This window comes from Bacillus sp. FSL W8-1202 (genome assembly GCF_038006165.1).
Lineage (GTDB): Bacteria > Bacillota > Bacilli > Bacillales > Bacillaceae > Bacillus > Bacillus subtilis.
In genome coordinates, this window is the sequence record NZ_JBBOUR010000001.1 from 260,334 (window position 1) to 281,766 (window position 21,433).

22 protein-coding genes, 1 pseudogene and 1 riboswitch are annotated in these 21,433 nt (G+C 44.6%); of the genes and pseudogenes, 7 read left to right on the top strand and 16 right to left on the bottom strand.

Features of this window, described 5'->3' with window-relative positions:
• Positions 1–116: 116 nt before the first annotated feature.
• Genes gerAA through gerAC form a run of 3 tightly spaced genes read left to right on the top strand, consistent with a single transcriptional unit; the run spans position 117 to position 3,743 of the window.
• Positions 117–1,565, top strand: a complete 1,449-nt coding sequence (gerAA, locus tag NSQ09_RS01385) for a spore germination receptor protein GerAA (RefSeq protein ID WP_041339037.1) — start codon at positions 117–119, stop codon at positions 1,563–1,565.
• Positions 1,534–2,631 carry a spore germination receptor protein GerAB gene (gene gerAB / locus NSQ09_RS01390; protein WP_341030457.1) on the top strand — a complete coding sequence of 366 codons (1,098 nt, stop codon included), beginning with the start codon at positions 1,534–1,536 and terminating at the stop codon, positions 2,629–2,631. The genes gerAA and gerAB overlap by 32 nt, the downstream gene beginning before the upstream one ends.
• Positions 2,628–3,743: a spore germination receptor protein GerAC gene (gene gerAC, locus NSQ09_RS01395; protein WP_095010576.1), complete on the top strand. Its 1,116-nt coding sequence runs from the start codon at positions 2,628–2,630 to the stop codon at positions 3,741–3,743. The genes gerAB and gerAC overlap by 4 nt, the downstream gene beginning before the upstream one ends.
• Before the next feature lie 7 nt (positions 3,744–3,750).
• Here the strand turns inward: gerAC and liaR are convergent, their stop codons facing one another.
• The 11 genes from liaR to NSQ09_RS01450 all read right to left on the bottom strand — a co-directional run bounded on the left by liaR (position 3,751) and on the right by NSQ09_RS01450 (position 13,766).
• Positions 3,751–4,386 carry a two-component system response regulator LiaR gene (liaR, locus tag NSQ09_RS01400; RefSeq protein ID WP_014480830.1) on the bottom strand — a complete coding sequence of 212 codons (636 nt, stop codon included), beginning with the start codon at positions 4,384–4,386 and terminating at the stop codon, positions 3,751–3,753.
• Positions 4,364–5,446: a two-component system sensor histidine kinase LiaS gene (liaS, locus tag NSQ09_RS01405; protein WP_014480831.1), complete on the bottom strand. Its 1,083-nt coding sequence runs from the start codon at positions 5,444–5,446 to the stop codon at positions 4,364–4,366. The genes liaR and liaS overlap by 23 nt, the downstream gene beginning before the upstream one ends.
• Positions 5,443–6,168 (bottom strand): LiaRS two-component regulatory system accessory protein LiaF, encoded by a 726-nt coding sequence (gene liaF, locus NSQ09_RS01410; RefSeq protein WP_014480832.1) that lies wholly within the window; start codon positions 6,166–6,168, stop codon positions 5,443–5,445. The genes liaS and liaF overlap by 4 nt, the downstream gene beginning before the upstream one ends.
• A 33-nt stretch (positions 6,169–6,201) precedes the next feature.
• Entirely contained in the window at positions 6,202–7,074 is an 873-nt protein-coding gene (liaG, locus tag NSQ09_RS01415) for a LiaG family protein (RefSeq protein ID WP_341030459.1), read from the bottom strand.
• A gap of 100 nt (positions 7,075–7,174) precedes the next feature.
• Positions 7,175–7,852, bottom strand: coding sequence for a stress responsive protein LiaH (gene liaH, locus NSQ09_RS01420; RefSeq protein WP_015714684.1), 678 nt, complete (start codon positions 7,850–7,852; stop codon positions 7,175–7,177).
• A gap of 26 nt (positions 7,853–7,878) precedes the next feature.
• A complete protein-coding gene (gene liaI / locus NSQ09_RS01425) occupies positions 7,879–8,259 on the bottom strand; it encodes a cell envelope stress-induced membrane anchor protein LiaI (protein WP_014480835.1) in 381 nt (126 codons plus the stop codon).
• 161 nt (positions 8,260–8,420) lie between these two features.
• Positions 8,421–9,689 carry an MFS transporter gene (locus NSQ09_RS01430; protein WP_014480836.1) on the bottom strand — a complete coding sequence of 423 codons (1,269 nt, stop codon included), beginning with the start codon at positions 9,687–9,689 and terminating at the stop codon, positions 8,421–8,423.
• Positions 9,690–9,865: 176 nt separating this feature from the next.
• Complete coding sequence (locus NSQ09_RS01435) at positions 9,866–10,447, bottom strand: cob(I)yrinic acid a,c-diamide adenosyltransferase (protein WP_014480837.1); 582 nt, start codon at positions 10,445–10,447, stop codon at positions 9,866–9,868.
• Positions 10,448–10,469: 22 nt separating this feature from the next.
• Entirely contained in the window at positions 10,470–11,798 is a 1,329-nt protein-coding gene (locus NSQ09_RS01440) for an ABC transporter ATP-binding protein (protein WP_072592611.1), read from the bottom strand.
• Positions 11,798–12,859, bottom strand: a complete 1,062-nt coding sequence (locus NSQ09_RS01445) for a FecCD family ABC transporter permease (protein WP_033882094.1) — start codon at positions 12,857–12,859, stop codon at positions 11,798–11,800. The genes NSQ09_RS01440 and NSQ09_RS01445 overlap by 1 nt, the downstream gene beginning before the upstream one ends.
• Positions 12,822–13,766 carry an ABC transporter substrate-binding protein gene (locus NSQ09_RS01450; RefSeq protein ID WP_003228496.1) on the bottom strand — a complete coding sequence of 315 codons (945 nt, stop codon included), beginning with the start codon at positions 13,764–13,766 and terminating at the stop codon, positions 12,822–12,824. Before NSQ09_RS01450 ends, NSQ09_RS01445 begins: the two co-directional genes overlap by 38 nt.
• Before the next feature lie 105 nt (positions 13,767–13,871).
• Positions 13,872–14,010: riboswitch (cobalamin riboswitch) on the bottom strand.
• A gap of 153 nt (positions 14,011–14,163) precedes the next feature.
• Here NSQ09_RS01450 and NSQ09_RS01455 point away from each other — a divergent pair.
• Positions 14,164–14,955, top strand: coding sequence for an SDR family NAD(P)-dependent oxidoreductase (locus NSQ09_RS01455; protein WP_095843932.1), 792 nt, complete (start codon positions 14,164–14,166; stop codon positions 14,953–14,955).
• A gap of 36 nt (positions 14,956–14,991) precedes the next feature.
• On the opposite strand, the gene NSQ09_RS01460 is transcribed toward NSQ09_RS01455, so the two are convergent.
• The 5 genes and pseudogenes from NSQ09_RS01460 to sigO all read right to left on the bottom strand — a co-directional run bounded on the left by NSQ09_RS01460 (position 14,992) and on the right by sigO (position 19,320).
• Positions 14,992–15,870: an SMP-30/gluconolactonase/LRE family protein gene (locus NSQ09_RS01460; protein ID WP_003228493.1), complete on the bottom strand. Its 879-nt coding sequence runs from the start codon at positions 15,868–15,870 to the stop codon at positions 14,992–14,994.
• A 71-nt stretch (positions 15,871–15,941) separates the two neighbouring features.
• Positions 15,942–17,685 (bottom strand): annotated as a pseudogene (gene yvrG / locus NSQ09_RS01465) (two-component system sensor histidine kinase YvrG).
• Complete coding sequence (gene yvrH / locus NSQ09_RS01470; RefSeq protein WP_017696405.1) at positions 17,682–18,395, bottom strand: two-component system response regulator YvrH; 714 nt, start codon at positions 18,393–18,395, stop codon at positions 17,682–17,684. The pseudogene yvrG and the gene yvrH overlap by 4 nt, the downstream one beginning before the upstream one ends.
• 151 nt (positions 18,396–18,546) lie before the next feature.
• Positions 18,547–18,786: a sigma-O factor regulator RsoA gene (rsoA, locus tag NSQ09_RS01475; RefSeq protein ID WP_003228484.1), complete on the bottom strand. Its 240-nt coding sequence runs from the start codon at positions 18,784–18,786 to the stop codon at positions 18,547–18,549.
• A gap of 3 nt (positions 18,787–18,789) precedes the next feature.
• Positions 18,790–19,320: an RNA polymerase sigma factor SigO gene (gene sigO, locus NSQ09_RS01480; RefSeq protein WP_072557271.1), complete on the bottom strand. Its 531-nt coding sequence runs from the start codon at positions 19,318–19,320 to the stop codon at positions 18,790–18,792.
• 201 nt (positions 19,321–19,521) lie between these two features.
• On the opposite strand from sigO, the gene NSQ09_RS01485 reads away from it, so the two are divergent.
• The 3 genes from NSQ09_RS01485 to rsiO all read left to right on the top strand — a co-directional run bounded on the left by NSQ09_RS01485 (position 19,522) and on the right by rsiO (position 21,423).
• Positions 19,522–19,674: a YvrJ family protein gene (locus NSQ09_RS01485; RefSeq protein ID WP_017696403.1), complete on the top strand. Its 153-nt coding sequence runs from the start codon at positions 19,522–19,524 to the stop codon at positions 19,672–19,674.
• 120 nt (positions 19,675–19,794) lie between these two features.
• A complete protein-coding gene (oxdC, locus tag NSQ09_RS01490) occupies positions 19,795–20,952 on the top strand; it encodes an oxalate decarboxylase (protein ID WP_017696402.1) in 1,158 nt (385 codons plus the stop codon).
• A gap of 60 nt (positions 20,953–21,012) precedes the next feature.
• Positions 21,013–21,423, top strand: a complete 411-nt coding sequence (gene rsiO, locus NSQ09_RS01495; RefSeq protein WP_017696401.1) for an acid stress-sensitive anti sigma factor RsiO — start codon at positions 21,013–21,015, stop codon at positions 21,421–21,423.
• Positions 21,424–21,433: the final 10 nt, after the last annotated feature.

The window sequence follows — 21,433 nt, forward strand, 5'->3', positions numbered from 1 at the left end:
CGTATCCTCCGCTTTCATAAAAAAAACTTACTCCATGAAATACTCTAACACAGTATATCATTTTTTTAACAGGAAAAGATAACCTCTACTAAGGTTTTGGATAAGAGGTGACCTCATTGGAACAAACAGAGTTTAAGGAATATATACACGATAATTTAGCATTGGTGCTGCCAAAATTAAAAGAAAACGATGATCTGGTGAAAAACAAAAAAATGCTTGCGAACGGACTGGTTTTTTACTATCTCTATTTCAGTGAACTGACTGATGAGAATAAGGTGTCAGAAGCCATTAAAACTTTAATTAAAGATGAGGAGACCTTAACGCTTGACCAGGTCAAAAAACGCCTTGACCAGCTTGACGCAAGACCTATTGAAACCGCAAAAAAAACGATTGAATCGATTCTCAACGGCAATTGTGCTGTGTTTATCAACGGATTGGATAAAGCCTATATTCTGACCACAGGAAAGAAAAAAACAAGAAGCCTGACAGAGCCGACAACTGAAAATGTGGTACGCGGCCCAAAACTTGCGTTTGTAGAGGATATTGATACAAATCTCGCTCTGATCAGACAAAGAACCTCTCATCCGAAATTGATCACCAAAAAAATCATGATCGGCGAAAACAAGCTGAAGCCCGCAGCCATTATGTACATTGAGGGCAAAGCGAAAAAGTCCGTCATAAAAGAAGTGAAGGCGCGGCTTAAAAATATCCAGCTGGAAGATATCCAGGACAGCGGAACGCTCGAGGAGCTCATTGAAGATAATAAATATTCACCATTTCCGAAGATACAAAATACGGAAAGACCTGACAAAGTATCTTCAGCCCTGTTTAACGGCCGTGTGGCAATTTTGGTCGATGGTTCACCATTTGTGCTGCTGGTGCCGGTTTCTCTCAGCATCCTGATGCAATCCCCGGAAGACTACTATGAACGCTGGATTTCAGCATCTCTTATCCGGTTGCTGCGCTATGCTTCTATCTTTATCACCTTGTTTTTGTCATCGATTTATATTGCACTCGTTTCCTTCCATCAGGGGATGCTGCCGACCGCACTCGCCGTCACGATTTCGGCGAACAGGGAAAACGTGCCGTTCCCTCCGATATTTGAAGCCCTGCTGATGGAAGTAACCATCGAGCTGCTAAGGGAAGCCGGACTGCGACTCCCCAATCCGCTCGGACAGACGATCGGCCTCGTTGGGGCCGTAGTCATCGGACAGGCTGCTGTAGAAGCGAATATCGTCAGTTCGATTATGGTCATTGTCGTCAGTGTCATTGCCCTGGCATCCTTTACCGTTCCTCAATACGGAATGGGTCTGTCTTTCCGGGTGCTGCGTTTTATTTCGATGTTTTCCGCCGCTATTTTAGGGCTGTACGGCATTATTTTATTTATGCTTGTCGTTTATACGCACTTAACGAGACAAACGAGCTTTGGGTCTCCGTATTTTTCGCCAAACGGTTTCTTTAGCCTGAAAAATACGGATGACTCCATTATCCGTCTCCCAATTAAAAACAAACCAAAAGAGGCGAATAATCCAAATGAGCCAAAAACAGACTCCACTGAAACTTAATACCTTTCAAGGTATTTCTATTGTTGCAAATACAATGCTTGGGGCCGGACTTTTAACATTGCCGCGAGCGCTGACCACTAAGGCTAATACGCCTGACGGCTGGCTCACGCTGATATTAGAAGGTTTCATTTTTATTTTCTTCATTTATTTAAACACGCTCATTCAGAAAAAACATCAATACCCTTCACTCTTTGAATATTTGAAGGAAGGGCTTGGGAAATGGATCGGCAGCATCATCGGCCTTTTGATCTGCGGCTATTTCCTCGGCGTAGCCAGCTTCGAGACCCGGACAATGGCTGAAATGGTGAAGTTTTTCCTGTTGGAGAGAACCCCAATTCAAGTCATTATTTTAACGTTTATTTGCTGCGGTATTTATTTAATCGTTGGGGGCTTAAGTGATGTGTCGCGGCTGTTTCCCTTTTATTTAACGGTAACCATTATTATTTTGCTGATTGTGTTCGGGATCAGTTTTAAAATTTTTGATATCAATAATTTGCGTCCTGTTTTAGGCGAAGGCCTTGGACCCATTGCAAACTCCCTTACCGTCGTTCCCATCTCTTTTTTAGGAATGGAAGTGATGCTGTTTCTTCCTGAACATATGAAGAAAAAGAAATACACGTTCAGATATGCGTCTCTAGGATTTTTAATTCCGATTATTTTATATATCCTTACGTATATTATCGTTGTCGGAGCTTTGACCGCTCCCGAGGTAAAAACGCTGATTTGGCCGACTATTTCTCTCTTTCAGTCCTTTGAGCTTAAAGGCATATTTATTGAACGGTTTGAATCGTTTTTACTGGTGGTCTGGATCATCCAGTTTTTCACCACATTTGTCATTTACGGATACTTTGCCGCTAACGGGCTAAAGAAGACATTTGGATTATCGACTAAAACAAGCATGGTGATTATCGGTATAGCGGTCTTTTATTTTTCTCTCTGGCCGGATGACGCCAATCAAGTCATGATGTATAGCGATTATCTTGGCTATATTTTTGTCTCCCTGTTTCTGCTTCCGTTCATTCTCTTTTTCATTGTAGCTCTCAAGAGGAGGATTACAGCAAAATGAAAATCCGGATTTTATGTATGTTTATATGCACCCTATTGCTGTCCGGATGCTGGGACAGTGAGAATATCGAGGAATTAAGCTTAGTGATCGGAGTAGGGCTAGACAAGCCTGACGATGAAAATTTAGAGCTGACACAGCAAATTCTCGTGCCGAAAAAAATCAGCGAGGGCTCTTCATCTGATCCGACACAGCTTTCTATCACAAAGGGTGAAACTGTCCATCAAATGATGAGAACCTCTGCATTAAAGCATAATCCTACGTTTTTACAGCATTTGCGTCTCATTCTGCTTTCCAAAAACGTGATTGCGGATCAAATCGGAACGGATGCCATTATTAACCAGTTTGTCAGAGACAACGGAACAAGGAGGAGTTCCTACGTCTTTATCACCAACGGCCGAACTAAGGATATATTTAACATGAATGATGAAGACGAACCCGCATCCAACGTGATATATGATCTGACAGAGAATAATAAGGTGACGATCAGAATGATGGAGCCAGTTACATTGGGGGAGATCTCAGAACACTTAACCTCTGACGATTCATTCCTCATCCCTCATGTCGGTAAGGAAAACGGAAAGCTCGCGATAAACGGAGCCTCTATCATCAAAAATAAATTATGGCACGGAGATCTCACCCCGATTGAGGTTCAAAATATCAACTTATTTTCAGGCAATGTCGAGGGAGGCGTCATTGACTTGAAGCGCGATGGCCATCTCTTTTCTTATGAAGTATATTCAAGCAATCGGAAGATCAAGACGGCCTATAAGGACGGAAAGTTCAAATTCACCGTCACCCGCACTATTGAAGGTCGTCTATCTGAGGACTGGAATCCTAGTGAAGATTCGTTTAAGGATTCATATATTAAAAGCATTGAAAAGACAGTCGAAAAACAAGTACACAAAACAGTAACGACATTTATTACAGAGAAACTGCAGAAAGAGATCAAAGCGGATGTGACCGGATTGGGAAACCAAGTCAGAATTCATTATCCTCAAAAGTGGAAAAAGATCTCAAGAAAATGGGATGATGATTATTTCAGCAATGCGGAAATAGACTACCGGGTCAATGTGATTGTCAGAGACTTCGGAACGAAAGGCGCAAACAAATAACAGCCGCCTAATTCACGAGATGATTTCGGTGTGCGTACACCGCCGCCTGCGTCCGGTCACTGACATCCAGCTTTGATAAAATATTGGTAATATGTGTTTTGACTGTTTTAATCGTAATAAACAGTTCCTCGCCTATTTCTTTGTTTGTCTTTCCTTCTGCGATCAGGAAGAGTATTTCGAGCTCCCGTTTCGTAAGCGATTCATGAGGGAGCTCGTTTTCACCTGAGTGGCGCAGCCTGGATAATACTTTTCCCGCCACTTTTGACTCCAGCTTCGGCTCTCCCTTGCTTGCGGCGCGGATGGCATCGGCGATTTCTGCCGCTTTTGAGGTTTTCAACAGATAGCTGAGCGCGCCAGCTTCAATAACCGGGTACACTTTGTCATCATCAATGAAGCTAGTGAGCACAATAATTTTCGGGTCAGAAAGCTCCCGGCAAATTTGCTTTGTAGCTTGAATGCCATCCATGCCCTCCATGACAAGGTCCATTAAAATGACATCAGGCGACAGTTCCGCAGCAAGCCGAACACCTTCGCTGCCGTCCGATGCTTCGCCGATGACTTCAATATCGGGCTGCGCCTCCAAAAAAGCCGCGAGCCCCATTCTGACCATTTCATGATCATCAATCAATAATACTCGAATCACGTTCGTTCTCTCCTTTTTCTTCCGGGAAAATCGGGACCTTCACTTCGATTTGGGTGCCTTTTCCTTCTACTGAAATCACTTCGGCGACCCCGCCGATTTCACTTGCACGTTCTTTCATAGAATTCAATCCGTATGAGGATGCTTTCACCTGGTCCATTTTAAAGCCTTTTCCATTATCAATCACCTTCAGACGGAGCTGGCTGTTCTTTATGCCCAGAATCACGGTTACTTTTGACGCTTTTGAATGTCTAAATACGTTTGAAAGGGCCTCCTGCACGATTCTGAACAAGTGGTCTTCAACACCCTTGGATATCGCTGTGTCCTGTATATCCCACTCAATATCAATCGGCTGCTTTTTTCGGAACTCGTCCAAAAGCTCCGTAAGGCCCTCCTTCAGCCCTTTTCCTTCAAGGGTAACAGGCCGTAAATGGAGCAGCAGCGCCCTCATCTCATTTTGGGCTTCGCCTGCCATATGCTCGACCATCCTGATCCGCTTGACTGTTTTGTCATCAGCATCCTTGACATGTTCCAGCACGGCTGATGTCATCATCGATATGGCAAAGAGCTGCTGGCTGACCGCATCATGAAGATCTCTGGCCAATCGCTGGCGTTCTTCTGAGATAACCGACTTCTTCATTTGAGCCTGCCATTCCGCACGTTCATTGGAAAGTTTCTGGAGGGATGCGACTTGAAGTTCCACGCGCTTCGCCATTTCGTTCAGCTGATCAGCGGCCAGGCCGATTTCATCATCACCGAGCGGCGGTATCCGATAAGCGAAATTGCCGTTTTCAAAGGTTAAAATGGATTCAATTAATGTATCAATCCTTGTCTTCAACCGGTTGCCGTACATATACCCTGAGGCGAAACCGACGGTCACGCTGATCAGAAGCAAAATCAGGATAAACGGAATTCCGAACCAGCTAGATGACAGCAAAACAAGCGGATCGAGCCGATAGTAAAACATCATAAAGGAAATCAGGCAGGCAAAAAGGAGCAGGCTGATTCCCGTTGTCATGCGGATGGCGCGCCATTGGAGGCTGGCAAGCATTTTTTTTCTCATACGTACTTCACATCCACATCACCGATAAATAAGGAAACGGACACTTTGACCCGGCGCTTTGACTCGCTAAAATCGGTTGACGCGGCATATACCTTCGTGCTTAATCCGCTTTTCTTCGAGCCGATCAGATTGATGTCTCCTATAAAAACAGCCGAGCTGACAGCTACTTCAAGGTCCGATGGTACATAAATATCAACGTTTCCAATGACTCCGCTAATGACGATTGTGCTTTCTCCCTCGGGAATCATCGCTTTAGACAAATCGATTTTGATATCACCGATAAAACCAGAAACATTTAAATCATTCAGATCAAACGGCTGCTTCATCATTTGCAGCTCACCGATAAAAAAGCTGCGCATGTCGGGATGTTTTACATCTTTTGGCGGATCATGATGTTCTTTTTTATTGAGATTGACCTGTTTCTCATTCGGTTCAAATATCGGCTTCCCTTTGATAAGCCTGTAGCCGGCGTAAATTAGAAATGCCGCAAACGCATAACCGAATAAATTAAAGGTGATGCTGAAGAGGTTTTTCAAAAATAGAAACGCGGCAAAGATATACATGACGGAGCCAAGCCAATCACGGGAATATTTTTTAAGGAAATAGCCGGCAATCAGAAAAAAGAGCGGCCAAAACAGCAGATCGCCTATTCCGATAATTTGCAAAAACATACTGATGCCGAATAAAGCAATGATCAATCCGAGAAGCTGTTTTTTTGTCATTCCTGGTGTCCGCCTCCTTTCTTCTGCCTAGTGCTACCGTATCGCTAGATCCCCGCTGTCCGTTTTGATGTCGATTGGATGCCGGCCGCTTCCTTGCGTGCCTGTGATGTGATGCTGTTCTTTATGTGCTTTATCAGCAAATGAATACGGCGAACTGACGTCACCGCTTGCTGATAAAGCATTGACTGCAAAGCTGCCGTTTTGGGGAAGGCTTACATTAGCATCGCCGCTTGTCAGCGTGACAGATACGGGACCGGTTACCTTTTTCAATACAGCATTAAAATCTCCTGAAGTCATTTTCACATCAAGAGAGCCTGATACATGAACCAGATTTGCGTCCCCTGAAGCTAAATCAATGCCGGCTGTTTTGGAGACGGTATTTGAAATGGAAACATCCCCCGATGATGCCTTCACTTTCAGATCTTGAAGGCGGACGTCCGTCACGCTCGTATTTCCGCTCGCAGATACTGCGTTCAGCCCGGAAAGCGCAAGATGGTCATTCCCGGCCACAGACAAGTCGCCGCTTGAGGTTCGTACTGCCAGATCACCTTTATAATCATACGGAAGCCTGACGATAAGAGTTGAACGGTTAAACCCATTCAAAAATTGAAATTCTTTTTCCTTTACGGTCAGCTCCAGTTTTCTTTTGTTTTCAGTAACAAATAACTTTCCTGAGTCTCCTGAAATGCCTGCCGATATGTCACTTCGTTCTTCCGCTATAATCCGGACATCCTTGCTATCCGACTCAATGACCATGCTGTCAATCTCCCGCGGCGATGCGCTGGCTGAATCGGCTTCTGTGCCATTTATGAAACCCAGGCCTGCAGCAAACACATCTTTTACGACAACAGCGAAACAAACCAGAATACCGGCAGTGATCAACAGTTTGCCAAGCATTTTTTTCATTCGGTTTCATCCTTCTCATTCATTCTATTATAAAGGAAAAGCTTGCGAATTGATACGTGCGGAAGGGAAGGACTTGACCGCAAATCCTTCCCCGTTCCGCTTATTCATTTGCCGCTTGTGTCTGGTCTGATTTTTGCAGTGAAAGTGTCCGCATTTTTTCAATCTCCGCTTCCACATCGTCTGCGAATTCTTTACGTGTAAGTTCTGCGCCGGCTTCCGCTGACTTTGAATAATTCGCGCGGATTTCCATTTCTTCAATACGATTTTCAATACGTAAAAATTCACGATACGCGCTTTCACTGTCAATTTTGTCAAATGTCGTATTCATATGCTCTTTAGCTTTCGCCGCATTTGCCCGCGCAATCAGCGCCTGTTTTTTATCCTTTACGTCCTGAAGCTTTGTTTCAAGTGCAGCCAGCTGCTCTTTCAGATCAGCCAGCTGACTGTTTGCCTGTTCATAGGAAGCTTTATGCTCAGCCGCCTTCCCTTCTAAATACTTCATTTCAGTCAGCGCCTTTTTCGCCAGTTCTTCTTCACCCGCGTCAAATGCGAGCTGTGCCTGATTTTTCCGTTTGCCAGCCACTTCAGCGGCTTCTTCATATTTTTTCTTAAATTGATAGGCAATCGTGTGCTGTTTCACAATTGTTTGCTTTGCTTTTGCGATGTCGCTTTCCATATCGCGTACATATTGATTCAGCATCACCTTTGGATTCTCCATTTTATCAAGTCCTTCATGAACTGACGCAACAAACATATCTCTGATTCTTTTTAATACCATACCTAATTCCTCCTAATATATTGATATTATTTTTTCTTCAAAAATTCTTCCCATTCGTCATCAAAGTGAGATTGGTAGGCAGCAGAAGCCGGTTCAGGATCAAAAGATGATACACCGTTATCAGCTGATCCGTTTTTCATCAGCTTCCAGCCGTAATACACCATAGCGGCCGCCAATGCGATTCCGACGACAAACGGAAGTGAGCAGATGAGCATAATGGCTCCGATACCGCCCACGATGATTCCCGTAATGGTTTTTCCCGCGGCAAACCTTTTGACTCCTGCGTATGTCATCAAGCTCCCGATGGCGAGCGGGATGATAAAGCCGAAGCTTCCTCCTCCAAAAAAGACGGAGATCCCAAATACAATTAATAAGAATCCGCCTATTGTTTTCTTGTTGATCTTCATGCAGATCCTCCTTTCGTTTTCCTTGTCTTCATCTTATACAAGTTGGAAGATATGCAAAACGAATCAGAGATTGATTTTTATATAAGACCGGAGTCGTATCTCGCACAGGACCCATCGGCACAAAAAAACGCCATGCACGAGGCATGGCGTTTCAAAACCCTTTACAGATGAACACTTGCTTCCCTTTCTTTAATCAGGTCGGACCTTTCTGCTTTGGCCAGTTTTGTAAACAGCAAGATTCCGATACCCGCAATAATTTCGACAATCCCGCCGGCAGCAATCACTGTTCCTGAGCCGAAAGCATTAGCGGCATACCCGCAAATGACAGCTCCGGCAGGAATCGAAATATTTGAGATCATATGTATAACGGCGTAAACCTGCGGCTGATCCTCACTATCCACAGACGTCTGGATAATCGTGTACTCAGGAACATTAACAGCACTGACTGCGGCGCCAAAGGTAAAAGCAGCGAAAAAGACGAGCGGCAAAAAGGTGTTCATCCCGGTAATAAAGAAAGCAAATCCTTCAATAATGCCAGCAGTGACGAATAACAAGCCGTACCTGTTTACTTTGACTTTCGCCAGCACAAACCCTAATAAAAACGCACCCCCGGCAGTGGTGGCTTTTAACAGCGAGTAAACGATCGGCTCTCCGTTTAAATCTTCCGCAACGTATACGGCAGAGAGCGCTTCCCATGGGGCAGCCGCGAAATTCATAAAGATACAGTAAATGGCGAGCGGATATAAAATCTGGTGTTTTCTGACGAGCCTAAAGCCGCGTTTCAGTCTTCCGATATATGTGCCTCTCTGTGTAACAACCGCAGACTCTGATTGAGATTCAACCGCAGTGTACTTAATAAAAAGAACGAGAAAACCCGACACCAAATAGAGCACAAGTGCGATAAGCATGGTATAAGAAGGACTGATAAACGTAAGAAAAGCGCCGCATAATGTGACAGCCCCAAGCCGGACAATTTGAGCGGAGGATTGCAGCACAGCGTTTGCTTTTTGAATGCCCTGTTCATTGACGATTTGAGGAATCAAAGCGATAGAGGCGGGATTGTAGGCAGCTCCAGTAGCTGAATGCACAATCATAAGTGTCATGACAAACCACAGCGGAGAGAAGCCCGCAAAATGACATAGAGGGATAATCAAAACAATCGCCGCCCTTGTCAGATCTGAAAAGTACATCCAAAATTTCAGCGTGGTCTGTTTCATAAAAGGCCCCGTCACAGGCGCCAGAACGGCTTCCGGCAAAAACGTGACAGCAATCAATAAAGCAGTGCCGATCGCACCTTTGCCGTCATAAATTAAAAACCATAATATTGAATTAAATGCGAACATATCGCCGGATATCTTGACTATTCTTGAGAAAAACAGATAATTGAAATTTCTCTTCCAGATGCTATCACTTTCAATTAAATTCACCATCCATCAGAGCCCCCCACTGCCTATTTTTTACATCTATTTATTACAATATCTCATTTTTCCATTTTTCAGTCAATAATTCATAAGGTTCATTTTTTGTCGTAAAATGGGAAATTGACAGAGTGAAAAACAAAAAAAGCCGGCATGTATTTGAACACGCCGGCTTTCGTTTTCACTTTTTATGATTCACTGCTGTTTCGGTCCCGAAACACAATGGCACTTCTTTCATATTCTACATCGCCAATACCGCTTCTTGCATTTACAACCCGGGCGGCGGCAAAGAAATAATCGGACAGACGATTGAGATAACGCAGCACTGTTTCATGAATCTCCTCCGATTTCATCAGCGCCACCACTCTTCGCTCTGCCCGCCTTGTAATGGTGCGTGCGATATGGAGAAGCGAAGCACCCTTTGATCCGCCTGGAAGAATAAATTTCTTCAGTTCCGGCGCTTCTGCTGTATAGGCATCAATGCGTGTTTCTAAAAAAGAAACAGATTCTTCCGTTAGTTTATAGTCTTTTCTTTCTGTGACGATTGCCAGATCGCCTCCGCAGTCAAACAGCTCATGCTGGATAGTCAGCAGCTCGGCTGTCAGATCTTCAAAGCCGAGCTGCCCGGAAAGCTCTGCCAAAGCAAGCCCGATAAAGCTGTTAAGCTCGTCAATCGTGCCGTAGCTTTCGACGCGCAGGCTGTCCTTGTCCGTCCTGCCCCCGACTAAGCCCGTTTGTCCCTTATCGCCTGTTTTTGTATATAGTTTCATACCCTGAATCTCCTTTACAGACTTATTCAAACAACTCAGCAGCCTCTTTTATACATTCAGCTGTCCCTTTCTTTATCAATTGGTTCAGCCGCTGTTCTATGTTTTCGGATTGCTGAGTTTGAGTCGCGGCGATGAGAATATCACCTGTGCCTCTTCCGTCTCCCAGCACTTTCGTCCGTTCTGCTTCGGCAGCCATAAGAGCCTTGATGAAGAATTGATCTGCCGCATAGCCGTTAATCAAAATCCAAATCGAAAAGCCGGTCTGAACGCATATGAAAACGGATAACTCTCCGTCTTCATATGTTCGATACACGAAATGGTCAAGTCTTTCTGAAGAAGCCATCGCACACGTCTCCTGCAGTTGAAAACCGCTTTCTGAAAGACAGGCCGTAAGTCCTTCTATCGGATCTGGCTGATCTGGCAGCCGTTTATGGATCAGCGTCCTGCTCCACGAAAACCCTGCACCGATAGGCGTGGAGGACAATGTTCGAAGCGGGATTTCCGTTTGCAGAAGAATGTCATCACGCCCCGCTTGGAGCAATGCTTCAAATGGGATAGACTGCTGCTTCACGCTATCTTTTTCAGGCTGAATCACAATCATCGGTTTAGGTGAGCTTTGATGTACCAAGGCGGTGACATCTGTATCGTACACCGCCTTTATGCTTTGTTCTGTGACAGCATATTCCGGTTTTTGCTTAGGCCCGGCGGTACCGTTTTTCATAAACATGAGCTCATCACAGTACAGGCTTGCGGTGTTCAGATCATGAAAAACGCTGACAGCCGCCAATCCGCTTTCTCTCGTCAGGCGTTTGATCAGATCAAGCAGGTCTTTTTGATAAGCCAGATCGAGAAAATTAGTCGGCTCGTCCAAAAATAAAATGCGCGGCTGCTGTGCCAAAGCTTGTGCCAAATACACCCGCTGCTGTTCCCCTCCGCTTAGTTCGCGAATCGGCTTTTGCGCAAAATCGGCCACTCCTGTTTGCTCCATTGCTTCCTGTACAATGGCTTCATCCTTTTCAGTCTGCTGTCTGAACAGTCCCGTTTGGAATGGATATCTGCCAAAGGCTACAGTTTCTTCGACGGTAAAGGTGAAGGCTTGATCCGTTTTTTGCGGCAGGACAGCCATGATTTGCGCCAGTTCCTTCGGTTTATAGTCCGCCAGCAGTTTTCCAGCCAGATAAACCCTGCCTTCCTTGGCCGGCAGCGTACCTGTCAGCAAGTGCAAAAGCGTGGTTTTTCCGCTTCCATTAGGGCCGAGAATTCCGAGAAATTCTCCCTTCTCCACGGTTAAGCTGACATTGTTAATTAGGCGGCTGTCGCCGTATCCTCCCGACAGCCCTTCTGCCTTCATCATAAGCTTCTCCCCCCGCGGTGCTGCCGAATTAAAATAAGAGCGAACACAGGCGCTCCCGCCAAGGACGTAATGATCCCGATCGGCAGTTCAATCGGCTCAATGATGGTTCTGGAAAGCAGATCGGCTAAAACGAGAAACCCTGCCCCGAGCAAGGCGGACAGCGGCAGTAAATGCCGATGGTCCGTTCCCCACAAAAGCCTTGTGATATGCGGAATCACAAGGCCGACAAAGCCAATCGTACCCGATACTGCCACAGCGCTTCCCGTCAAAAGAGATCCGGCTATTAAAATCAGCATCTTCCTCTGCTGAACACTGACTCCAAGAAGCTTTGCTTTATCTTCTCCATATGTCATCACGTTCAGTTCCCTTCCGTTTATAATCAATAAAATGGTTCCCAAAAGAAAAAACGGGAGAAACAAAATAACATAGCTCCAGCCCCTCATTGAGACGCTGCCAAGCAGCCAATGCACAATCGGAAGCAGGTTGTCTCCTGTCAAGGCGATGATAAGAGAAATAAATGCGCCCAAAAAAGAGTTGGTGATGACACCGGTCAAAATGAGGGTGGAAACAGACATCGAAGCATGAACGAGGCGGCTGAAGAAAAGGACCGCCGCCATCGTGGCAAGTGCCGCGGCTACACTCACAACCGGGAGTGTAAACCCTCCGATGACAGGAAGGTGCAGACCTAAGAACAGAGTCACAACAGCTCCGACTGAAGCACCGGATGACACACCTAGCGTATAGGGATCAGCAAGCGGATTTTTCAACAATCCTTGAAAAGCGGCCCCTGCAATAGAAAGAGCCGCCCCCACAAGGGCGGCCAGCACAACTCTCGGCAGTCTGATATTCATCATAATATTAGTGTACATCGGATCATCAGAACCGATAGAGCCGCCGAAACCTTGATGCCAAAAGACACGAAAAACAGCGGGAATAGGAATATGCAGGCTGCCGCAAGAAATTCCTAAGATGACGCTCACGGCTAAAAATGAGAAACCAATGATATATGCGGCATAACGATTATTCTTTAAACGTATCCGGGTAAATGCTTTCCGCAAGTTCTTCGACCCCTTCGATCAGACGGGGACCGGAACGTGTCACAAGATCAGGGTCCACATCATATACACGATGATGTTTCACAGCATTGATTTCGCTCCAGCCATCGCGTTTTTCCACAGCTTTCGCTTTCACACCGTCCGTTGTAACAATTGCATCAGGATTGAGTTTTACGATCGCCTCGTCTGTCATTTGCACCCATCCTGTCTGATCCGCAGCTGCGTTTTTAGCATGGATGACATTCAGCATTTCATTCATAAACGTATCTTTTCCGGTTGTATAAATGTCAGGATCAGGAGAAACCTCGATAAATACGCTTTTCTCCTCGTCTTTTGAAATGGTTTTCGCTTTTTCTTGAATATCCTTTAGATCTGATTTCATACTTTTCACGAGCTGATCGGCTTTTTTCTCCGCCCCGCCAGCTTCTCCGATCATTTCGATTGATTTGTACACCTCGGAGAATGATTGTGCATCATTGACAGTCAGCACTGTAATGCCCGCGTCTTTCAGCTGTTTGATGGCATCCGCTGATGCTGACATGGAAGACTCATGGGCCAGAACGAGATCTGGTTTTAGAGAAATGACTTTTTCAACGTTTACATTCATATCTCCGACTTTCTCAACCTTTTTGACTTCCTTTGGATAGGTATCGTTTGTGGTGACACCGACCACTTTGTCACCAAGGCCGAGTGCGTATGTAATTTCTGTGTTGCTCGGCATTAATGAAACAATCTTTTTTGGCTCTTTTTTGATGGTTACATCTTGGTTTGACGCATCATCAATGGTGACAGGAAACGCTTCTGTTTTTTGTTTTGCCTTTGAATCCTTCTGATCCGCAGGATTGCCGCAGCCTGCCAGCATAACAACAGCCAACAGGAGCGCAGTCCATATCCCGGCTCGTTTTTTCATAATCTCTTCCTCCTAAACGAACTAAAAAAGCATCTCTACGACGGTAAAGATGCTGTAAACAACACAAAAAAGCCTATTGTTTACACATCATCTGTCCTCGCAGAATTCGTGCTGATCAAACAGGCAGGTATCCTGGCTCTTGGCGCTTGGCCAATTACAGTGGCGGGACCGCACCGGCTTTTACCGGTTTCCCTTTTAAGCCGGCTGTTGTTCACGGACCGGCACCTATTTGACATTCGTATCCTTTTTTCGGAGTAATTATACTATATGACTGACAGGCTTGTATATGTGTCCCGAATGACTTTTCCCCGTATTGTGTATGGGAGCAAAATCCTCGTAAACACTAAATTTGATCTTGTATACTTAATACCATCATCAATCAAAAGGAATGATTCTTATGGATTTACAGCTAAAAGACAAACTCGTCTTAATCACCGGCTCGACGTCCGGTATCGGGAAAGCCGCCGCAAAAAGCTTTCTGCAAGAGGGTGCGGCAGTCATTGTCAACGGACGCAAACAGGAGACTGTTAATCGCACGATTGAAGAGCTTTCTGGATATGGAACGGTGCACGGTGCTGCTGCCGATTTGTCAAAAACAGATGAAGCAGCGGCTTTTATTGAAAAAGTAAATGAAATCGGTGATATTGATATCCTTGTCAACAACCTTGGTTTCTTCGAGGTAAAAGACTTTGCCGATGTGACAGATGAAGAGTGGAATCAATATTTCGAAGTGAACGTGATGAGCGCCGTTCGGACAAGCCGTCACTTCCTTCCAAAAATGCTTGCCAAAAACAGCGGCCGCATTTTAAATATTGCAAGTGAAGCAGGCGTCAAACCGCTGCCAACGATGATTCCATACTCAATGACAAAAACGGCGCTGATCAGCCTTTCAAGAGGAATGGCTGAAATGACAAAAGGCACAAATGTGACGGTTAACTCAGTGCTCCCGGGACCTACTTGGACAGAGGGCGTGGCATCCTATATGGAAGGCGCCGCAAAAGCAGCCGGCCAGGATATAGATACATTTATCAAAGACTATTTCAAGGTCAATGAGCCAACCTCACTTATTCAGCGATACGCGACAGCAGAAGAAGTCGCCAACACAATCGTATTCCTCGCGTCTGACACCGCATCCGCCATTAACGGCACGGCACAGCGTGTGGAAGGCGGCATTATCCGTTCTCTGTAGTATAAAAAAACGCATCCGTGTTTCGGATGCGTTTTTTTATACGTCTCCAGCAAATGGTACCGGCTGATATCCGCCTGTTTCCAGTTGTGCTGAAAACAACCCTCCAGCGTGAGGCTGCTCGTATCTCTCTTTTTCTGTCATTTGTTCTGTTGCCGTTGTAATGTAAAGGGTTTTTAAGTCTCTGCCGCCGAACGCGCAGCACGTGACATATTTAGCCGGCACGCTGATTGAATTGATTTCTTTTTTCTGAAACGGGTCAATGTGAACAACGCGGCTGCCGCCAAACAGCGCCACCCACAGCATGCCATTTTGGTCAATTGTCATGCCGTCCGGCAATCCGTCTGACTGATCAAAACGATAGACAGGTTCTGGATTCGAAACATCCCCGCTTTGAGGATCATAGCTGTAACGTACAATCTCCTGGGTCGGCGTGTCGATGTAATACATCAAATTCCGCTCGCGGTCCCAATCCAAACCGTTTGAGGTGGAGACTTGATCCTTGATTTTGACAAGACTGCCGTCTAGATTCAAACGGTACAGCGACGCCTGTTTTTGCTCGCCTTCCATGCTCGTCGTCCCCGCCCAAAGCCTTCCGTACGGGTCACATTTAGCATCATTAAATCTCAGGCTCTCATGCATGTCCTTCGGCTGTTTAATTTTTTCCAAGCTGTCATCCCGAAGATGATACAGGTAAAACCCGTCCTTCATCGTCATAATCAGTTCATCCTTTGAATATTTCGCAAGCGCCGTCACAAAGGATTTGAATTTGATTGATCGGTTGATTTTTTCTTCAGGGTCAAAGATGTGGAGCTCGCTCCCCAGGATATCAACCCAATATAAGCGGCCGTTTTCTTCATCCCATAACGGGCCTTCTCCAATCACTGCCCGAGTGTCTGCTTCCAATACTGCATCCATGTGTTACACCTCTTTAGCTTCAGTCTATATATTGTTATTCCCGGCAAAGAGGTGTCCAAACCACATGATGTTTATTGTTTTTTAAAAAGGATGGTAATGACCGTTCCAATGTCCATTCTGCTGTTCACATGGATCGTTCCGTTATGCAGATGGACAAGCTCCTTGGCAATCGCGAGCCCGAGACCCGTTCCGGCAGTTGAATCTTTTGTGTTCGTCCCTCTGTAGTAACGGTTAAACAAATGGGTGATCGTTTCTTCATCCATTCCTTTCCCATTGTCCTTCACCTTTAAAGAAATATGATTTTTTGTTTGCTCCAGAATGACTTGAATCTCTGTTCCTTTGCCGTTGTGCTTCACGGCATTCCCAAGGAGGTTTTCTAATATGCGCCTGAACCACGCTTCATCCAGGGCAAATTCAATATGCTCTTCTTTGGATACAAACGAGATATCATACCCTTCAGAAAACGGATTTTTCTTAAAATCCTCAATGACATTTTTAAAAAACGGGATTAGGCTAGTGAGCTTTCTCTCAATAGGAAGAGCATCATTTTTCAGGCGATACGTTAAATTTAAGTCTTCAATCAGCTTGGACATGTATTCAGATTTTTCTCTGACAACCTGCCCCATTTCTTTCACTTCTTCCGGCGACCAGTCATACTGCTTCGACTCGAGCATCATGCTGTAGCCGTAAATGCTGCTGAGCGGTGTTTTTAAGTCATGTGACAAACCGGCAATCCATTCTTCCCTTGTCGCCTGGATTTTTTCTCTGTTTCTTTTATCCCTTCTCAGCGTTTCAGTCAGCTGATCCATTGATTCAAATATCTCACCGAAGAAGCGGTACGGCTGTTTGATTTTTCCCTTTTTATTTTTGCTGACAGGACGGCCTTCCCGGTTTCTGGGCTCCTCAAGCTTCCCTTTTGACAGATTGACCAGCCATCTAATCGTGTGAAAAATCGGCAGCCCGAATCGGAACATATACCAAACGGTCATCCAAATGATATACATGAACAAAACGGCCATCACGAGAAACATCGCTTTTAATACAACTTTCAGGAATGATTTGTTAAACTCCTGATCGGTTACATAGACAGGGTTCGGCACCGTAGCGACCATCCATCTGTCTTTATTGAGGATCTTAACGGAAATTTCCCGCTTATAGTTCCAAGGCTTAGAGCTGTATTTAAGCAGCTCCAGCTGGTTCATCGTTTTTCTTTCGCTTTTTGTGCTGTTGATGCTGTCGAGAATCTTTCCATTGCTGTCTAACAGGTAAATGGCGCCTTTTTTCCGTTTAATATAGTCGATGGTACTGGACTTATAGTGCGCTAGTGAGTCTATCTTTTGTTCGCGCTTTTCAACGGAAGTCAGGAGCTGTTCACTTTTTGATTTCCAGCCGGACAATAGAAGATACGACTTATCTTCAATATTGATGGCCCAATAATTCAGTTTATAGTTATGAAGCTTTTTGGTTTTATAAATAGACAAAAGCTCTTTCTTGGTATAGGTGCCAGGCACGTCTTTTGGCACGCTGTAGGAATAATCAGTGTTTCCTTCCGAATCAATGATTTGCATCCAGCCGTGCTGTTTGTCAACAGATTTCTTCAGGAAATTATCCACTTCCCATGTCCCGTCTTCGTTTACATCGAGATATGCCTCAAGTGTGTCGGTCGTTGCCTTCGTCAGCCCTGAATTGGATTCCGCATCGCTAAAACGAGCGTCTAAATAGAAAAAAAGACGCAACAAGCATAACCGTAAGCAGCAGGATCACAATCAGCATCTGGCCGAAAAAGTGAAACAAAAACTTCCATCTTAACCTCATGACCGCTTGCCTTCAGGATTTGGGATAAAACGATAGCCGAGACCTCGAACGGTTACAATATACTCCGGATTGCTCGGATCGCGCTCAATCTTCTCCCTAAGCTTGCGAATATGAACCATGACGGTGTTGTTGTCACCGTAGGAAGGATAGCCCCATACTTTTTCATATATTTGATCTTTGGAAAGCACCATGTTAGGGTGTTCACAAAAATACTGCAAAAGCTGCAGAAGCTGGGCTGAACAGGCAACGGCTTCCCCGCCTACGATCAACTCGGCATTTTGCGGAGAAAAAGTAAAGTAATCATATGTGTAGGTTTGATTTGAACTCGTTTCTTTCGATTGATATGTACGCTTGAGATGCGCTCTGATCCGCGCCGCTAATTCCAGCGGATTAAATGGTTTTGTGATATAGTCATCAGCTCCAACCGCAAAGCCCGATAATTTGTCCGCGTCGGATGATCTTGCCGTCAGGAAAAAAATCGGAGCGTCTGAATACTCTCTGATAAGTGTGCAGGCTTCAAAACCGGACATTCCGCCCATCATGACATCCAGCACAATCAAGTCAACCTTATTGGCCTTCACAACGGGAATCGCTTCTTCTGCGCTTGCTGCATCCAGTATATTTCGATAACCTTCTTTTTCGAGAACGCGTTTGATCATGTCCACAATCGCTTTCTCATCGTCTACGATTAAAATTGACGCATTTTCCACTTTTATGTTCCTTTCTGTCACTGTTTTTTTCATCTTATCATTATATCGTTTATTTATGGTACATTTTTGAATACATTGGAGCTTGGCAAATCAAAACAGCAAAAAAGGAGCAAACAAGCGCTCCCTTTTGATGTTTTTTCATATGAAAATATTATGAGTTCTCATCTACCATGTACAAAATAAACTCCCAAAATCCCGGGACATCCTGACACAAAAGCATATCAGCCTTTTCAAACATTTTGATCTTCAGCTCTTGCTCTAAATCTTCTCTTTCTTGATAGGACGTATTGCTGAGTTTTTTTCTGATCATCGGTGAAAAGCATGCAATCAGATGCTCAATGTCATAAGTCTCGTCTTTTTGTTTCTTTTTTTGTTCAAACTGGCCGTCCACAGCTTACTTTTCCCCCTTTTTTTGCGCCGCTAGCTGCTTTCTGATATTCTCCAGCCCCTTTTTATGAATGTTGGAAATGTTTTGTCGGGACTCCCCTAATGAATCTGCAATCTCCTGCATCGTGGCACCGTGAAGATACACTTTCGTCAGCACACTTTTTTGTTTGTCAGTCAGCTTCTGAATCGCTTGGTAGAGCTGGTAATCCTGAACATGCTGGCTCAAATCATCCTGCCTGTCTAAAAATTCTTCAAATGCATCGCTTCCTGTTTCGGAAGGAAGCCGATCTCCTGCGTCCGGATGATCAACCGTCAGCGGATACCGTTTTTGATTTTTGCGAACCCGCTTATCAAAATCAATAGAAAAGATGCGGATCATTGAATTCATATACTTGACGATGCGGATTTCTTTATAAAACTGCTTAAATAGCTTGTCCAATGATTTTGCATCTTTTTCGTTAGGGCTTTCCATTACGTTTTTGAACAAATGGTAATGCTGAGGATTGCTCAAAAAATGCTTCACGATGGGATGCTTCATTATCTCCTTACATTTTGACCGTAAAAGACTTTGATAGTCCATCAAACCGCCTCCCTACTAAATTAAATGAAGGAAAGCAAAAAAAAGTAAACTACTACTTTCCGACTAGTGTCTTCCAAAATACTTTGCAGCAGTTTACGTTTTATCGGATTTCCTTCACTTACATACATGACTGCAGAAAAAGAAGGGAGGTATTTTCCTATGGATCAGGTTTTTATAGAGGAAGTCGTAAAACAGATCGGCAATTTCGGATTTCCCGCGCTGATTGCAATGTATCTGCTGACCCGATTCGAAAAGAAGTTTGATCAACTAATAGAACTAATGACAGAACTGAAAGATCATGCAAAAAAATAATTTTTCAATCAAAGTTGACTTTTCGCTGATTTTTTTCACTTAACAAAACAGAAGGGAAAACGAAAGGCCTTTCACCTTCTCTTTCTGCTATCACAATTAAATGTAAGGAGGAAACATTTCATGAAAAAACAAAATGACATTCCGCAGCCAATTAGAGGAGACAAAGGAGCAACGGTAAAAATCCCGCGCAATATTGAAAGAGACCGGCAAAATCCTGATATGCTCGTTCCGCCTGAAACCGATCATGGCACCGTCAGCAATATGAAGTTTTCGTTCTCTGATACTCATAACCGATTAGAAAAAGGCGGATATGCCCGTGAAGTGACAGTACGTGAATTGCCGATTTCAGAAAACCTTGCATCCGTAAATATGCGGCTGAAGCCAGGTGCGATTCGCGAGCTTCACTGGCATAAAGAAGCTGAATGGGCTTATATGATTTACGGAAGTGCAAGAGTCACAATTGTAGATGAAAAAGGGCGCAGCTTTATTGACGATGTAGGTGAAGGAGACCTTTGGTACTTCCCGTCAGGCCTGCCGCACTCCATCCAAGCGCTGGATGAGGGAGCTGAGTTCCTGCTCGTGTTTGACGATGGATCATTCTCTGAAAACAGCACGTTCCAGCTGACAGATTGGCTTGCCCACACTCCAAAAGAAGTCATTGCTGCGAACTTCGGCGTGACAAAAGAAGAGATTGCCAATTTACCTGGCAAAGAAAAATATATATTTGAAAACCAACTTCCTGGCAGCTTAAAAGATGATATTGTGGAAGGGCCGAATGGCGAAGTGCCTTATCCATTTACTTACCGCCTTCTTGAACAAGAGCCGATCGCATCTGAGGGAGGAAAAGTATACATTGCAGATTCGACAAACTTCAAAGTGTCTAAAACCATCGCATCAGCACTCGTAACAGTAGAACCCGGCGCCATGAGAGAACTGCACTGGCATCCGAATACCCATGAATGGCAATACTACATCTCCGGTAAAGCTAGAATGACCGTTTTTGCATCTGACGGCCATGCCAGAACGTTTAATTACCAAGCCGGTGATGTCGGGTATGTGCCATTTGCAATGGGTCATTACGTTGAAAACATCGGTGATGAACCGCTTGTCTTTTTAGAAATCTTCAAAGACGACCATTATGCTGATGTATCTTTAAACCAGTGGCTTGCCATGCTTCCTGAAACATTTGTTCAAGCGCACCTTGACTTGGGCAAAGACTTTACTGATGTGCTTTCAAAAGAAAAGCACCCAGTAGTGAAAAAGAAATGCAGTAAATAAAAGACTTGCGGCTTGCAGAGAGCACTCGTTCTCTGCAAGCCTTCATAAGGAGCTGAACCAGTGAAACATCAAAACCCTTCAAAACGCTTATTGCAGCTCTCCATAAAGTACTTGCTGGCCGCAGCAGCAGTGGTGTTGACCTATTTTGCTGTCATCTATATATTGTTTTCTTTAGCGGGAACGAGCTACCGCTCAGCAGCTCATGTCCTGCTTTTTGCCGTGGTATTCCTTGTTCTCGGATTATGCTTTGAACCATTTGAAAGGCTGATGATACATAGCTTTACATTTTTCAAGACAGGAAAAAGTTTATTCATTCTCCTTGCCGGCATCGTACAGCTGCTGTTTTTGTGGATGACTGCTCATACAACAGACCAATTGATCAGCGACATCTGGCTGTCCACCACAGAAGAAATGATTGTCGCAGCCGTTTTTTTGATTTTAGACAAATGCAACTCGGCTCTTCCCAGCTAAAAAAAGAACG

What these genes read in the sequence shown, in the direction of transcription:
- gerAB (WP_341030457.1), top strand. Translation starts at nt 1,534, where the DNA reads ATGAGCCAAAAACAGACTCCACTGAAACTTAATACCTTTCAAGGTATT.
- gerAC (WP_095010576.1), top strand. Translation starts at nt 2,628, where the DNA reads ATGAAAATCCGGATTTTATGTATGTTTATATGCACCCTATTGCTGTCC.
- liaS (WP_014480831.1), bottom strand. Translation starts at nt 5,446, where the DNA reads ATGAGAAAAAAAATGCTTGCCAGCCTCCAATGGCGCGCCATCCGCATG.
- liaF (WP_014480832.1), bottom strand. Translation starts at nt 6,168, where the DNA reads ATGACAAAAAAACAGCTTCTCGGATTGATCATTGCTTTATTCGGCATC.
- liaG (WP_341030459.1), bottom strand. Translation starts at nt 7,074, where the DNA reads ATGAAAAAAATGCTTGGCAAACTGTTGATCACTGCCGGTATTCTGGTT.
- liaH (WP_015714684.1), bottom strand. Translation starts at nt 7,852, where the DNA reads ATGGTATTAAAAAGAATCAGAGATATGTTTGTTGCGTCAGTTCATGAA.
- liaI (WP_014480835.1), bottom strand. Translation starts at nt 8,259, where the DNA reads ATGAAGATCAACAAGAAAACAATAGGCGGATTCTTATTAATTGTATTT.
- NSQ09_RS01430 (WP_014480836.1), bottom strand. Translation starts at nt 9,689, where the DNA reads ATGGTGAATTTAATTGAAAGTGATAGCATCTGGAAGAGAAATTTCAAT.
- NSQ09_RS01435 (WP_014480837.1), bottom strand. Translation starts at nt 10,447, where the DNA reads ATGAAACTATATACAAAAACAGGCGATAAGGGACAAACGGGCTTAGTC.
- NSQ09_RS01440 (WP_072592611.1), bottom strand. Translation starts at nt 11,798, where the DNA reads ATGAAGGCAGAAGGGCTGTCGGGAGGATACGGCGACAGCCGCCTAATT.
- NSQ09_RS01450 (WP_003228496.1), bottom strand. Translation starts at nt 13,766, where the DNA reads ATGAAAAAACGAGCCGGGATATGGACTGCGCTCCTGTTGGCTGTTGTT.
- NSQ09_RS01455 (WP_095843932.1), top strand. Translation starts at nt 14,164, where the DNA reads ATGGATTTACAGCTAAAAGACAAACTCGTCTTAATCACCGGCTCGACG.
- NSQ09_RS01460 (WP_003228493.1), bottom strand. Translation starts at nt 15,870, where the DNA reads ATGGATGCAGTATTGGAAGCAGACACTCGGGCAGTGATTGGAGAAGGC.
- sigO (WP_072557271.1), bottom strand. Translation starts at nt 19,320, where the DNA reads ATGAAGCATCCCATCGTGAAGCATTTTTTGAGCAATCCTCAGCATTAC.
- NSQ09_RS01485 (WP_017696403.1), top strand. Translation starts at nt 19,522, where the DNA reads ATGGATCAGGTTTTTATAGAGGAAGTCGTAAAACAGATCGGCAATTTC.
- oxdC (WP_017696402.1), top strand. Translation starts at nt 19,795, where the DNA reads ATGAAAAAACAAAATGACATTCCGCAGCCAATTAGAGGAGACAAAGGA.